This is a genomic window from Pseudomonas shirazensis, assembly GCF_050496565.1.
In the GTDB taxonomy this organism is placed as follows: Bacteria; Pseudomonadota; Gammaproteobacteria; order Pseudomonadales; family Pseudomonadaceae; genus Aquipseudomonas; species Aquipseudomonas shirazensis_A.
Window position 1 is genome coordinate 202,974 of record NZ_JBNWAE010000006.1, and the last position, 14,704, is coordinate 217,677.

A 14,704-nucleotide genomic window follows, 5' to 3' on the forward strand; every position below is an offset into this window, starting at 1 on the left:
CCCCTTTGTATAAATTTATTGAAATCAATGACTTCGCGGTTGGCCGCGCAGCTATATAGGCAGCGTCCGGGGATTGGCGTTGATTTTCTGACAGCAGCCCGGCAAGCTCGCAGCAAAGTGCCACTAGCGGTGGGCTGCACTGCAGTTTTTGCCGTGCGAGCCGACACAGGATACAGGCGTTGTGCCTGGCGTCCGCCAAGCTGCACTGTTCGCCCTTCAGCGAACTCACTACACTCATTGCAGCAAAACTTATTCATGAGGCGTTAACGGTGACACCACTTCTGATCACTCTGCTCATCGTTGCCGGCATCGCCCTGCTGATCGTCATCGGCTACCTCAACAATGTGGTCGAGAACAGCAAGCTAGAACGCGCACGGCTGAAAATCGAGCTGGCCGAACGCGCACGCCGCTGCGGCGAAATCAACGAGACTTTCCCCGGGCAATTGATGAACCCGGCACTGAAGCTGTTGATGACTCGCCTTGAGCAAAATATCACTCAGCGCCAGCTGGCCGTAGACAAGCACAGTGCCCCGCTCAAAGCGCGTCTGGCCGAGCTGGACGGTTTGCTTGCTCTGGGTGACAAGCTGCCGGTGAACAATCCGCCAAGCCCGATCCAGACAGAAGCCAAGGCCAAGGATGTGCGCTTTTTGCTTGAAGCCCTGCACCACCAGATCGTGCGGGCGACCCAGGAAGGCTTCCTGGCCAGCAACGAGGGCAAGTACTGGGTCAAGGAGATCCGCCACATCCTGGTGCTGCTGCACATCGAGTTCTTCAACAACCTCGGCCAGCAGGCGCTCCAGCAAAATCAGCCAGGCCAGGCGCGGCTGGCCTTCGAGCGCGGCGTGCAGTACCTGCGCAAGCAGCAGGAGCCCAAGCAGTATGAAGAGCAGCTGACCTATCTGGAAAAACTGCTGGCCCGCGCCAACGCCATGGTGCTGGACCAGATGGAGCCTGCCGAAAGCGACAACAACGAGCTGACCGCAGGCCTCAAGACCGACGAAGAAGAGAACTGGAAGAAGAAGGTTATCTACGACTGAGCATAAGGCCATGGGGTCAGCAAGCGGGCCATGTGCAGCAAGCGTGCAAAAGCCTGGAACTGAATGAAATCAGCGCCAGGCTTTTGCTGGTATCCGACATGATGTGGACCACTGGCTCTTGCGTAGGTCTGGCAGAGACAACCCGCGCGGGTGGCCAGTTACCCCCTCTCTAAGAAGCCCTTTCCACTGAGTACGAAGCAACCACCTCATGCCCGTCGTTTGCGTTGACCAGCGCTTTACTGATCGCTAGTTCAAACTGTGGCAGACCGATGTTGTCAGCATCGATCTTGATCGACTGGACCAACGAAGACGCATCATCCTGCCCCCTCCAACTGAAAGACAACCAGTCGCCCAACTTGATCCCCGCATACGTCTTGACCACCAATGTGGTTCCTTGTGCTGGCACTTTGTCAGGATCCAGTACCCCATCCTCAATATGCGGCACGCTCGGAGCGGGCAGTTCGCCAACTGGCGCACCGACTTGCAATTTCAACAGGTCGGAGCGACTCTGCCCTCCCCCTGCCCTGTCCACCCAATACGAAGCCACCACTTCATGTCCGTCGTTTGCATTGACCAGCACCCGGCTGATCGTCAGGTCGAACGATGGGCGATCAACATTGGAATGGGTAATCCTGATCGAATCCTCCAGTGAAGACTCGGCATCTTTGCCCTCCCAACTGAAGAACAACTCGTCATCCACCGCAATCCGTGCATAGCTTTCGACTACCAACTTGGTGCCCGCCACTGGTACCTTGGCTGGATCGAGCACCCCGTTTTCAGCATGGGACACACTCGGCGCTTTCAGTTCGGCTCGTGGCTCACCCACGCTCAAGATGCCTGAACGGTTTGAGCGCTGCGGCGACTGGTGATCGCGCTCCAGCACGTAAAGCAGCACCAGCGTGCCGCCCTCGATAGCCCTGAGGTGCAGGCCATCGACTGTGAACTGGAAAGCCTGCTTGAATTCAGCTTCTCCGCGGGTAATGTGATGGGGGTCGATATCGGGGTAGTAATCGGTAAAGTCTGGCCGTTTGCCTTCCCACACCAGCGTGATTACATCGCTTTCCTGCATCGCGTTGTCCCAGGGTACTTCGACGGTTGTCGTCGAGCGGTCCGGATCAAGCGTTCCCTGTTCGGCATCTATCGCTACCGGGGCGGCAAGGCGGACCGCCTCGCCGACGATGTTGACGAATTGCCCCTTCGACTTGTAGACACCCTCAGCCAGCTCGCGACTATAGCGCTGGGGGTCGTCGACGCTGATCGCCGCGCGGGCTGCCTCAGACTTGACCAGCTCATAGCTGAACCTGGCCTGGGTCTTGGCCAGTTGCCGCACATCGGCATTGGGCACGCTAATCTCGACCACCTGAGGCACGCCTTCAATGAGCTCTGGCCGGTAGGTGAGGTCCACGGCGCGACCGTCTTCGGTCTCACCGAGGAGATGGGCCACCACGGTGTCGCCTACTGCGAACGGCTCACCACCCGCCCACACCTGCAAGGTAACGTTGGCATCGTTCAGTGCGTCCAGGTCTAGCACATTGCTCCTGGCCTCCTTGACGATCGCCGCATCCAGTCGAGCGCTGCCGGTGTCGACCACCACCCGCTCTTCGGCACTCCAGTCTTCAGAGCGATTGTCCACCAGATCGGTGACTTCGAACGCTACCGCCAGCTTACCCTCACTCGAATCACCGGCTGCCAGGATGACGGACTCGTCGACCAGGATGGGTATATCAGTACCTACCTCACCCGCAGTCACCGTGTGATAAACAAACTGGCCACCCCAGGTCACGCGAATGCGGTCGTGCTCCGCCATGGACGGATACGGCTTGATGATCACCTCCACGCCTTTGGCTGCACGCTCCTTGTCGACGCCGTCCCTGGTCACATCCTCGGGCAGGCTGAACGTGAGTTCAGAATGCCCAGGCTGCTCGCCGTTCTGGTCCTGCCCGCCGGGGCGGTCAAGCTTGACGAAGATGTCCGTTACCGCCGCAGATTCTTCGACCTGCCCCAGCCGCTTGACCTTGTAGGTCAACGTAGCGCTGCCGTTACGCAAGTTCACGAACGGCACGAACAGGATCTGGCGTTGCCCCTCCAGCCCTTCGGTGATGGTTTTGCGATCGACTTCGTCGTCTCCAAGCAGGATCCGCACTGTATCCCCACGACCCATGGTCGACCAGGCCGGGACGTACACCTGCAACCCTTTTTCGGGGAAGTTATCTCGGGCAGCGGCGACGTTGATGCCCCATTCACCTGTAGGAACAGGGCCGGTGGCACCGGGGATGGAAAGCTCATCGAGCAAGGGCCCGAACGCTGATGGCTCGACGACAGTGCCATCTGTCGATTGATTGTTGCTCGACATGAGCGATCTCCTTGACCGGTAGTAAGTAGATATAAGTTGAAGCACCTCTACAGCTACAGCGACTCCGCCAACGCTGTAGCCATGGAGAAAACATCAGGGAAGTTCATAAAACCTGAACCAGAGCGTACTAATCAGTTACTCAGTCATGGAGCTTTCTGCCGCACTTCGAAACTATATGTATCCGACACCGGTTCATTGGCATATCGACCGACCAATTTAAGGACGTGATGGCCGATGGCGACATCGCTAAGCGTTATCGACCAGTTTATGGCGTAGTGGGTAGTAATCTCATCCAGATAGGTGTCACCGTCGAACAACTCAACCCGCTGCCTGGGGTGGGAGATGCCGGATATCTTGAGTTTCGTAGAGTAAGTAACGCCCCCTGAGTGCACGTTTTTGTTATGCTCGTCATACACCATTTGTATGGAGGGCCCCAGCGGCTTGGCTATTGAAAATTGGTAAACTCTCGACTTCAGGCCGGTGCCGGACTTTCCGACCGCTACGAGTTCGTGGCGACCATCGCCTAGACTGTTGATCGGCGTGCTCCACTCTCCGCTGCTATTAGCAGTCACCTTCATGAACGACTTTTCATTGTCGAACAGTTCGATCTGCTCATCAGTGCTTGCCGTCCCTGATACCGTTATCTGTTTTGACAGCGCGTCGCCCTCGTAGGGCACTGTGCCGTACACGTCCGTTATCAAACGAATGTGCGGCCTACCCAAGTCTTCGACAACCTCGAATTCGTAGGCCTCCGACTTTGCATCAGGTTCCTGCACTCTGACGGCAACGATGCTGTGATGCCTGGCGTCCAGACCGCCAATAGAGGCGATGAATTCCCCGTTTTGTCTGACAGGTACTTTGGCAATGGATTTGCCATCGTCGAACAACTCAATCTCTCCCTTACGCGCCCAGCCCATCACCGTGACCGACTTATCTACGGTAAATTCACCCCAGGGTAAAAGGCCCCAGGAGTCGTTGACAAAGCGGATTAACGGTGCATCACCCTGCGGAGTCACGCCCCCTTCGGATCCTTGATCGCTTGGGTCGCTGACGTGTGAGATTTCGTTGGGGGCTTGGCGCCCGACAGCTGAACTCTCATCGGGAGCGTAACCTGCGGGTTTATCTTCAGTCGCCATGATGTTTCTCCTTAACGATTAATGAATACCTACCTCATGAGCTAGCCCAGCCTGATCCCTGGATATGAGGGCCCAAGCTGTGCCGACCATCCTTCTCCTCCACCATTCATGTCCTTGTGCATTGCCTGTTGCCGGAACCCATTGAGACGCTGATCCCTCGACCAGTACGTACCGCCCGGCCAGCCCAATTGCGCCAAGCCACCGCCTGCGCTGTACTGGTTGAACACTTCTCGCAGATCCGCCATGTAAATGCGTTGGCCCCAGTCGACGACGTATTGCGTAGAGGCCATCAGGTACATCCGCACAACGCCCTGTACGGTTACGCTGAAGCTGGCTGACTGCCGCGCCTGATCCCTCACAGTGATGGTGGTACTACCGTTGCTGACGGACCTGACCATGCCCGTGCCATCAACGGTCGCGACTCCTGGGTTGCTGGAGGAGTAGGTGTAGGACGGTACCCCCCCGTTGGCGACCCGTTGCCGGGACGCGTTGGCCGGAGCTGGGTTGGGCCCTCTGCCAGAGTTGCCGTCGACGAAGACCTTGCCGTTGAGCAGCATCAGGCTGGTGTCGATCCGGAGGGGTGGCCGGTTCTCGACAGTAACGATCCATTCATTGGAAACCGGCTCGTTGCCGTACAGACCTTTGCCAGTAAAGACATGGCGGCCCGCAGCAAGGCCATTCAGTGCGGCTTGCCAGCTGCCAGCGGGAGCAGGCACGGTTGTGCGCAGGGCACCGTTATCGAGAACTTGCACCTGCATACCGGTTTGCGCGGTGCCATGCAGCGTGAGCGAGGTCTCGTAGGTACGGCCGCCGTTGCCAATCGGTTGGCCATTACCGTCGACCGCGCGAGTAATCACAGGCTTAATCAACTCTTCAACGGTGACGATCCACTCAGCGGAAACAGGTTCTTCGCCGTATAGCCCTTTGGCAGTGAATACATGACGACCTAAAGCGAGGCCAGACAGCGGCGCCTGCCAGTTACCATCTGCGGCGGAGACGATCTCGCCAGGAGTGCCGTTGTTGAAAATCTGCACCTGCATGCCGGTTTGCGCTGTGCCATGCAGCGTGAGCGAGGTCTCGTACGTGCGCTCGCCATTGCCAATCGGCTGGCCATTACCGTCGACCGCGCGAGTAATCACAGGCATAATCAACTCTTCAACGGTGACGATCCACTCAGCGGAAACAGGTTCTTCGCCGTATAGCCCTTTGGCGGTGAATACATGACGACCTAAAGCGAGGCCAGACAGCGGCGCCTGCCAGTTACAATCTGCGGCGGAGACGATCTCGCCAGGAGTGCCGTTGTTGAAAATCTGCACCTGCATGCCGGTTTGCGCTGTGCCATGCAGCGTGAGCGAGGTCTCGTACGTGCGCTCGCCATTGCCAATCGGTTGGCCATTACCGTCGACCGCGCGAGTAATCACAGGCTTAATCAGCTCTTTAACGGTGACGATCCACTCAGCGGAAACAGGTTCGTCGCCGTACAACCCTTTGGCAGTAAATACATGCCGACCTAAAGCGAGGCCGGACAGCGGCGCTTGCCAGTTACCATCTGCGGCAGAGACGATATCGCCAGGAGTGCCGTTGTTGAAAATCTGTACTTGTGTGTCGGCGGGTGCGCTGCCATGCAGCGTGAACGAGGTCTCGTAAGAACGGTCGCCATTACCTATAGGTTGGCCCTTGTTGTCCAACACGTGGGTAATCAGTGGCGCAGCTCCCTGCCGCACCTCGAAGCTGCGTATACCCGAGTCTTGCTTGCGTCCATACAATGCCACCGCTTTGATGTCATGCTGACCGATGCCCAAGCCGGTAACGCTGGTACTCCAATTACCGCTCATATCAACAGCTGCTTGGTCCTTCGGGGTGCCGCCATCGAACAGTTCGACCCTCTGGCCGATACTGGCTGCGCCTATTACAACCACGCTGCCATCGAACGTGAAACCGCCCGGGGCGACTTCACCCCGGCTGTCCTGGATGCTACTGATAGTGGGCGCGACCTCTCCCACTGCCGTAAAGATGTGGGCAGGGGAAACCAGGCCGCCGCCATATAGTGCTTTGGCCGTCAGGCTGTAGCGCCGCTGCTGCAGCCCAGACATTTCGTAGCTCCAATTGCCGCTTGCATCCACTGGCAATTCAGCGAGAGAGACTTCGCCCTCGAAAAGCTCAATGCGCTGATTGAGGCTCGCCTGACCCGCCACTACGACGTCGTCGTACACGGTAGTGCCCGCCTCGACCACGTCGCCGTCCATGTCGCTGACGCTGGTGATACTCGGTCTGACTTCCTCGTGAATGGTGAACGTACGTACCGGCGACTGCTCGCCTGCGCCATACAATGCCTTGGCCGTGATGCCATAGCGCTTGACCGGCAGACGCTCGAGGACTAACGACCACACGCCGGCAGGGTTCACTGTGGGTGTTCCAAGACTGTCGTTGCCGTCGAGGATTTCCACTTGCTGGCTAGCACTGGCATTGCCGGTCAAAGTGAGCGAGGTATCGACCGTGGCACCGCCGTCGAGCAGTTCGCCCCGGGAATCACGGACGCTTTCGATGGTGGGGAAGAGGTAGTCGACCACCGTGAAACGACGTTCGCCCGACGCCCGGCCTGCCCCGTACAGTGCCCTGGCCTTGATGACATGGCGCTCGACCTGCAGCCCCCGCAAGGTCGAGGTCCACTCGCCGGTCGCATTCGCCTCGACGGTGTCCACTACCCGCGCGCCATCGAGGACCTCCACCTGCTGGTGGATACTGGCCTTGCCTGCCAGCTGCACTTGCGTATCCACGGTAGTCTTGTCGTCCGCCAGTTCGCCGCGCGAGTCCTGCACGCTGTCCAGGGTCGGGGCCAGCTCATCGACAACCCGGAAAGCCCTGGGCGTAGAGACGTCTCGGCCGCCGTAAGCGGCCTTGGCGGTGATTTCGTAACTCTGAACGGTCAAGCCACCACGGGCGAGGCTCCACGAACCGTCAGGGCCGACGACCACGCTTCGCCAGAGCGCCTGGCCGTTCATCACCTCGACACTAAAACCTGCACTTGCCGTGCCGCTGACAGTGATCGCCGTGTCGACGGTCGCCGCACCCTCGGCCAGCTCGCGCCGCGAATCCTCTATGCGAGTGATACTGGGCACTGCGTACTCGACCACAGTAAATGCCCAGGGCTCCGACTCCTGGCGCTGGCCGTACCGGGCTCTGGCGGTGAAGCTATACGAACGCGGCTGCAGGCTGGTCATCGGAAATTGCCAGATGCCCTCGGCATTGGCACCTGCGTCCCCCACCTTGTCGCCGCCGTCGAGCATGTCGACGCCAGACCTGGCGCGTGCGGTGCCGTTCAAGGTTACAGCCGTATCAACGCTAACGCCGCCATTGGCGACTGCACCATAGCTGTCGACGGCTCCGGTGATCGCCACTGGAGTTGGACTACCGATGTACAGCTCCAGAAAATCAGACACGTCGACCAACCCGGTGCTTTCGCGCTTGAGGGTATAGAACGCGACGATGGTGGTGTTACGCGAGACCTCCACCAGCGCTGGGCTGATGCGAAAGTTTACCGGCCGCCCCTGCTGCCCTTGGGTAATCTGCAGCCAATCGCTGCTGGTGCCTGCGGGATACACACTGCGCCAGTGGTAGGTCAGCAGATCGCCTTCAGCGGTTTGTGTATAACCGACCCGCAACGTGGCGCCATTGGGCTGGATCCACGCCGGGTCCAGCACCTCGCCATCCGACTCCAGGACCTCAGGTGCCGGCAGCGTCGGGCGGATGCTGGTCACGCGGTAATAGCTGCGGTCGGACTCACGCAGGTCATAAACACTGACGCGGTCATTGGTCACCCGGTAATACAGCTCAAGCGTGCCCTCTGCCAGTTCGCGAATGTGCTCGCCATCGACTGCAAACTGCAGCGCCTGGTCAACCTGCGCTTCGCTGACGACTGTGTCATCCTCGTGAAGATAAGGCGTGCCATCGGCACGCTTGCCCCGCCACACCAGGTTGACCAGGTCACCGCTGGCCATCCGTGGATAGGGACCCGCCAGCACCCATGCGGAATCGATCGCACTGTCCAGCAGGCCCTCGACCGCTTCAAGGATCACTGGTGCCGGCACTTCATAGATGTTGCCTTCGATACGCGCAAAGGCACGCTTCGACGACTGCGCCGGCGTGCCGTCCGTCGGGCGCAGTACGTAGGACGCATCGCCGCTACCCTGAGCAGTGCTGCGCACCAGTCGGTTGGGCACCGTGGCCTCGAGAAGCTGCGGCACGCTGTCCACTCGCAAGGTTTGCGTGTGCACCAGCGGCGGCCCAATGGCCGGCGTACCTACCCAGGTAAACTCGATACTGTCGCCAATGGCGATCGGCGGCTGGTCGATGCGGATAGACACCGTCACGTCACTCGGTCCGAGATCGATCAGGTCTATCACACCGTCGGTCGCTTGCTTGATGATCGGCGCGTCGAGCCTCCATGCCCCCGCCTCGACTTTGATGGTGGTGGCGCGAGAGCGGTCGCTGGCGAAGTTCCAGACCTCATCATTGGGCCAGTGACTGAGTTGCAGCGCGTCCGAATCGCCTGCGGCAAGAATCACCGCCTGATCAACATCGATCTGCACCGGGGCGGTGCCGGCGGCCTCTTCTGCCGTGATCACCCGCGGTACTTTCACGCCACCCCAACTCAGCACCACAACATCCTCTGCGGCTCGGTCGGGGTAGTGGTCGATGGTTACTGGTACGCCTTTCTGCGCCCACTCTGCAGTGACGCCATTGTCGATGACATCCTGCGGAACCTTGGGCCGCGGCAGCTCGGAGTGCCCGGGCAGGTGCGGCTCCTTGTCGGTGCCTCCGGGACGATAGAGCTTCACCCGCAATCTCAGGGGCGCAGAGGGCTCTACTACCGTAGCGCCTTTGCGCAAGATTTCGAAATGAAGGTCATCGACCCATTCAACGCCGTCCCAGTCGACAGGCAGGTAAAGAAATACCCGCTTGCCCACATCACTCTCCTGCACCGTGATGGGGTTCATGGGTTTGGTTTCGATATAAACCGTCAGCTGATCGCCTGCGGCCATGTCGAGATAAGGATCGATAGCGGCCAGTACGCCATCGGGGTCGTCGTTTACAACAGTGATGTTCACCCCGCCATCAGCAGACGCCACCGGCGTGATCATGCCAGCCACGAGCAAAGGCCTCTGAATCAGCGGAACGGCGCCATCGGCAAGTTCGGGAAACAGTCTTGCAGAGAAGCGAGTCATGGGTAGCCTCGGTGATCAACACATAGGGGCACACTGGCGTGTATTCGAGCGGGTTAACTTGCCCCGTAAAGTGCCTTTCAGTGAACGCTCTTACCATTGTTTTTCCAACTAGCAGAATTACCAGGTAACTTCCCGAGCACATGAACTTAGTGCACTGTCAACTGGTAAATATGTCAGGTGGCCCGTCTATATATATGCCCTACCATCACACGTGCCCCACGACGCGCGCATCCCACTGTCGAGCTTCCCTTAGCCTGACTTCAGCGGAAAACTACAGAGATAACTGCTGACTTTTCCTACATAACGATCGGCCATTGTCCAGTTTAATGCGCGCACTCGACACGCCCCCTGGAGTACCGATATCGATGAAAGCGCTGACCGCCCCTCCCCATGCCCGTGCCAAAAAAACCGTATATCTGGCAATGTTGCCCCTGCTCTTCAGCGGCCCGGTGGCGCATGCCGCAATCGTCGATAACGGCGACACGCTGACCATCGATGCCGACACGCCGACTGAGGGCTACTCCGTGCGCAACGGCAGCGCTCTTATCGCTGAGGGTGCGAGCCTTCGCTCAAGCAACATCACCTTGGGATCAAGCCTGCAAATGACCGGCAGCGCCGTCGAGGGCGGGAGGTCCACCGGCCTGACGGTCAATGAGAGCACGGCGAACATCAACGACTCGTCGATCACCAGCGACAGGCTGGCGCTGTCGGTCAATCGCACGATCGGCGGTACAGGCGGCTCTCTGGTGCAGATAGGCAACAGCCTGGTCAGCGGCGGCCAAATTGGCGCGCAGGTCACCGGCGGCAGCAGACTGGTGATGACCAATACCGACATTATCGGCACCGAGGCCGAAAGCGTCGGCGTCCAGCTGCGCGGCGGTGAGCTGCAGGCGCAGGGCAGCAGCATTAGCGGTGGCAGCAGTGGCATCCGCCTGCTGCGCGATCCCGATGACCTGACCAACAGTACCCTGACCCTCGACGGTACCCGTGTAGAGGGCCGCGAAGGGCCTGCGCTGCTGGTGGATGAAGGCGCTCAAGCCAACATCCTGCTGCGCAATGGTGCACGTCTGATCGGCGCCGATGGCGTACTGCTGCAAGTGCGTGACGCGTCCAGCGCCACGGCCAGGTTCCAGGTAGACCTGCAAGGCGATGTCCGGGTGGACGCTGACAGTCGCGCTGACCTGACCCTGGAGCGGTCGCGCTGGGATGGCGACTTCGTCATCGACAGCGGTGGCAAGGGCGCCCTGAGCCTGCAGGACGGATCGCGCTTCAGCGGCCGGCTGGTGAATGCCGACAGCCTGGAAATCGCTGGCCAATCCAGCTACAGCATGGCCGAGGACACCCGGCTCGGCACCCTCAGCCTGAACGACGGCACCGTCAACATGGGCAGCGGCGGCCAGTTCTACACCCTCAATGTGGACAAGCTGTCAGGCTCCGGCGTGTTCGCCATGAACGTCGACTTCGCCAGCAATGCGCACGACAAGCTGGTAGTGACCGGCACCGCTACTGGCAACCATCAGTTGCTGGTAACTGACGCCGGTAAAGACCCGACTTCGCCCGAACAACTGACCCTGGTGAGCACTCACGCCGGCGACGCCAACTTCAGCCTGTACAACGGCAGGCCAGTCGCGGTCGGCGCCTGGGCGTACGAGCTGAGCGCCCGAGAAGATGGCAGCGGCGGCACCGAGTGGTTCCTCGACCCGGCGACCAAAGTCATAAGCCCCGGCACCCGCTCGGTCATGGCGTTGTTCAACACTGCGCCGACGGTCTGGTATGGCGAGATGACCTCACTGCGCAGCCGCATGGGTGAGCTGCGCTTGAACGGTGGCCAGACCGGCGTGTGGATGCGCACCTACGGCAACCGCTACAACGTCGCCGATGGCAGCGGTACCGGTTACCAGCAGAACCAGCATGGTGTCTCATTAGGTGCTGATGCACGCCTGCCCTGGGGCGACGGCCAATGGCTGGCCGGTGGCCTGCTGGGCTACAGCAAGTCGGACCTGGACCTGAACGAAGGCACCTCCGGCACCATCGACAGCTACTACCTGGGTGGCTATACCACCTGGCTCGACCCCGAGTCCGGCTACTACTTCGACGGGGTGGCCAAGTTCAACCGCTTCCAGAACAAAGCCAAAGTGGCAATCAACGACGGCAGCCACGCCAAGGGTGATTACGACAACCTCGGCCTGGGTGTTTCTGCTGAGTTCGGTCGTCACCTGGCATTGGCTGACGGCTACTTCGTCGAGCCCTTCACCCAGTGGTCGGCCGTGGTGATCCAGGGCAAGGACTTCCGCTTGAGCAATGACCTCGAGGCCGACGGCGACCGTACCCGTTCACTGTTGGGCAAAGCCGGTGTCACCGGCGGCCGAACCTTCGACCTGAAAGGCGGCAACAAGCTGCAACCCTATCTGCGTGCAGCCTGGGCGCACGAGTTTGCCAAAGGCAATGACGTGCAGGTGAACAACAACCGGTTCAACAACGACCTGTCGGGTTCGCGGGCTGAACTGGGCGCCGGGGTCGCGCTGCAGATGGCGGGGGGATTGCAGGTCCATGTGGACCTTGAGTATGCCAATGGCGAGCATATCGAGCAGCCGTACGGCGCCAATATCGGGCTGCGCTATGCGTTCTGATGCTGTCTGCCACGAAAAGAAATAGTGGACGTTAATGACAAACCACTGACAGCCCTTCAAACAAACGCCTCGAAGAGTTCGGGGCGTTTGCTTTAGCGTTAGTCTTCCAGCTTCAGCCCGTCAGCCGTATGTTTCGAAGCACTTGTAGTCGCTAGTCTGGGTCATCTACGCACGCGGCCATCTCCTGCCATGCGACCTTTAACGAGAAATGCTCCCTCTCATTCGAGACGGAGCACTGTTGGGAAGCCGAGCAGATTGCCAAATTTCACACAGCCTGCATGGCTCCACTTTACAGCGTCAGGACCTGATCATCCGAGTAGCCGGTCAATCAGGCCCTTTGCTTCAAGGCAGTTCGCAGGCCAGGCCGCCGGGGCGCCGCACTTCAACGTCCACCAAGTGGCGCTCCGATGTCGCCTCAGTGGTCTCCCCCTCCAGCAGGACTGTAAAGTGAATACTGCCATAGTCCTGTAGGGTCCTTGCCAACGCGCCCAGGTACGGCAGGCGCACCACAAACCCGTTTTCTGCCTCAGCCTGGCTGGGCGTGTACTCGAAGCTCGTGTCAGTATCAGCAATCGGTACAGTTCCCAACGCATCACTCCAACCTTGATAGAAAAAGGTCAGTTTCTTGCTGGCAAGCCGGTCATCCCCGGGAACTTCAATTTCTGCCACCAACGCACCTTCGTGTACGCGCAGCGATGGGCAATTGAGCACATTGAATCTAGGATCGAGATTCAAGAACTGCGGCTCCGCCAGCACGATCTCGACACCTGAGACATCCACGGGCTGGGCGGCAGAGTGATAGATGTTGTCGTTGAGCGCATGGCCGACGATGTAATGGACCGGGATCGCACGGCCATTACCGGCCTCCCTGACGCTATCCCATGGAATGACGAAAGGCATCTTGAAGCCTGACGCTTCGCTACCCTGCACGTCATACCTCCCCCCAGGCCCAGGCACCTCAACTCCATTCCAGTACAACTGTGCGTACTCCCCCGGCGCGAAATTGTTATAGATAAGCGCAGTGGCGGTCACGTCCTGGTCGGCATCCTCCAGAGTCAACACGTTGTCTGTCGTGGATACCGCACCCTTGATGGTAGGGATTGTGAGACCAGGGTGAACGCTTCCTGGCGGATCCTCCGGATTAGGACCTGGCACGCGCAGGTCCACCTCGAAATCAACTCCGGTGAGCTCAGGATAAGGACGCCCATTGCGTTCGATCCTGTAGGTGACCTTGGAACTCTTCAGGCCAGGATCCCCGCTGAAAATCAATGAATAGGGGAGACTAACCGAAGCACCGTTCTGGGGCATTTGCTGCGGCGCGTGATCGGTGCCATCGAACGTCACGATTACCAGGTCGTTGGCGAACCAATTGGTGTAGGGCTGAATATGAACTTTGACGCCTTCAACTACATCGGCATAGTCAATAAGGCCATCGTCGGCCAGTGGCACCTGGGGCGGCAGCAAACCCGAGGGTGCTGGAGTCAAGCTGACTAATACAACCTTGTCAGCAGAGGTTGGCCCTTGATTGCCCTTGCGGTCAATGAGTGTGTACCAAAATGAATGCAATCCCGATTGCTTGATATCCGCCTGTTCCAACTCAAGCACAATGGGATCGGCAAGATTGGTGCGCGGGAAGGTATCGACCTCGACAGCCAATGGTAAGGACGTGCCAAACTTGAGAACCACCTTATCATCGATTTTGGCGTCGAAATAGTCGCCCGGAACAGTGACTTGGACTTTACCACCGTTGGCATCCAGGTATTCTCTGGTAATACCCTCTCTCTCGACATCCGCAGGCAGAGTGACCGCAGCGCCAGGTCTATCTCCATTGGGGGGCGTGGTATCAATATTAAAGAATAGGGTATCAGAGGACGTTTCGTTACCTTGAATATTCACTTCGTAGTCAAGTGTATAGCCTCCTTGTAACGCGATTGACCTACCCGGCACTTCCAGTTCCACCGGGAAGCGGATCGGCGTGGTCAATATCGGCGTTTCAACGACATTTTCGCCGTTCAAGAAGAGCTTGAGGACTACCGATCTACCTGCGCCACCCTCATCAAACTGATTGATATCAATAGTCAGATCCTTGCCGCGCAGATCCTTGTGAAGCTGATTCGGCTCATCGTCAGCCGTATCCGGCAGCAGGGGATTCTTGCTGCTGAATGTCGGAGTATCCAGTTTAAGCAGCCCAGGCTGTTTAAACTGGCGCGCTGCCGCTCTCGCCGCTTGCGCAGGTGTCTTCGTTTTATTGCTGGCCATTGTGCATTCCTCACAGTCAATTGTTTTTCGGCCTGAATCCAGGCCGCACGAACCCGTGCAACTG

The 14,704-nt window shown here is 59.0% G+C and carries 6 protein-coding genes; 2 read left to right on the plus strand and 4 right to left on the minus strand.

All coding sequences use genetic code 11. The features are described 5' to 3' along the window. Positions 1 to 269: 269 nt before the first annotated feature. A complete protein-coding gene (locus tag ACQZ2L_RS11325) occupies positions 270 to 1,037 on the plus strand; it encodes a hypothetical protein (RefSeq protein ID WP_430326104.1) in 768 nt (255 codons plus the stop codon). A gap of 169 nt (positions 1,038 to 1,206) precedes the next feature. Here the strand turns inward: ACQZ2L_RS11325 and ACQZ2L_RS11330 are convergent, their stop codons facing one another. The 3 genes from ACQZ2L_RS11330 to ACQZ2L_RS11340 all read right to left on the minus strand — a co-directional run bounded on the left by ACQZ2L_RS11330 (position 1,207) and on the right by ACQZ2L_RS11340 (position 9,751). After that, complete coding sequence (locus tag ACQZ2L_RS11330) at positions 1,207 to 3,390, minus strand: hypothetical protein (protein ID WP_430326105.1); 2,184 nt, start codon at positions 3,388 to 3,390, stop codon at positions 1,207 to 1,209. A 143-nt stretch (positions 3,391 to 3,533) separates the two neighbouring features. After that, positions 3,534 to 4,526, minus strand: coding sequence for a hypothetical protein (locus ACQZ2L_RS11335; protein ID WP_430326106.1), 993 nt, complete (start codon positions 4,524 to 4,526; stop codon positions 3,534 to 3,536). A 41-nt stretch (positions 4,527 to 4,567) separates the two neighbouring features. Next, the gene (locus tag ACQZ2L_RS11340; protein ID WP_430326107.1) at positions 4,568 to 9,751 is read right to left on the minus strand and encodes an Ig-like domain-containing protein; all 5,184 of its coding nucleotides are present in this window, start codon (positions 9,749 to 9,751) and stop codon (positions 4,568 to 4,570) included. 365 nt (positions 9,752 to 10,116) lie between these two features. Between ACQZ2L_RS11340 and ACQZ2L_RS11345 the strand changes: the two genes are divergently transcribed. After that, complete coding sequence (locus tag ACQZ2L_RS11345; protein WP_430326108.1) at positions 10,117 to 12,381, plus strand: autotransporter outer membrane beta-barrel domain-containing protein; 2,265 nt, start codon at positions 10,117 to 10,119, stop codon at positions 12,379 to 12,381. Positions 12,382 to 12,723: 342 nt separating this feature from the next. Here the strand turns inward: ACQZ2L_RS11345 and ACQZ2L_RS11350 are convergent, their stop codons facing one another. Further along, the gene (locus ACQZ2L_RS11350; protein ID WP_430326109.1) at positions 12,724 to 14,640 is read right to left on the minus strand and encodes a hypothetical protein; all 1,917 of its coding nucleotides are present in this window, start codon (positions 14,638 to 14,640) and stop codon (positions 12,724 to 12,726) included. Positions 14,641 to 14,704 lie beyond the last annotated feature (64 nt).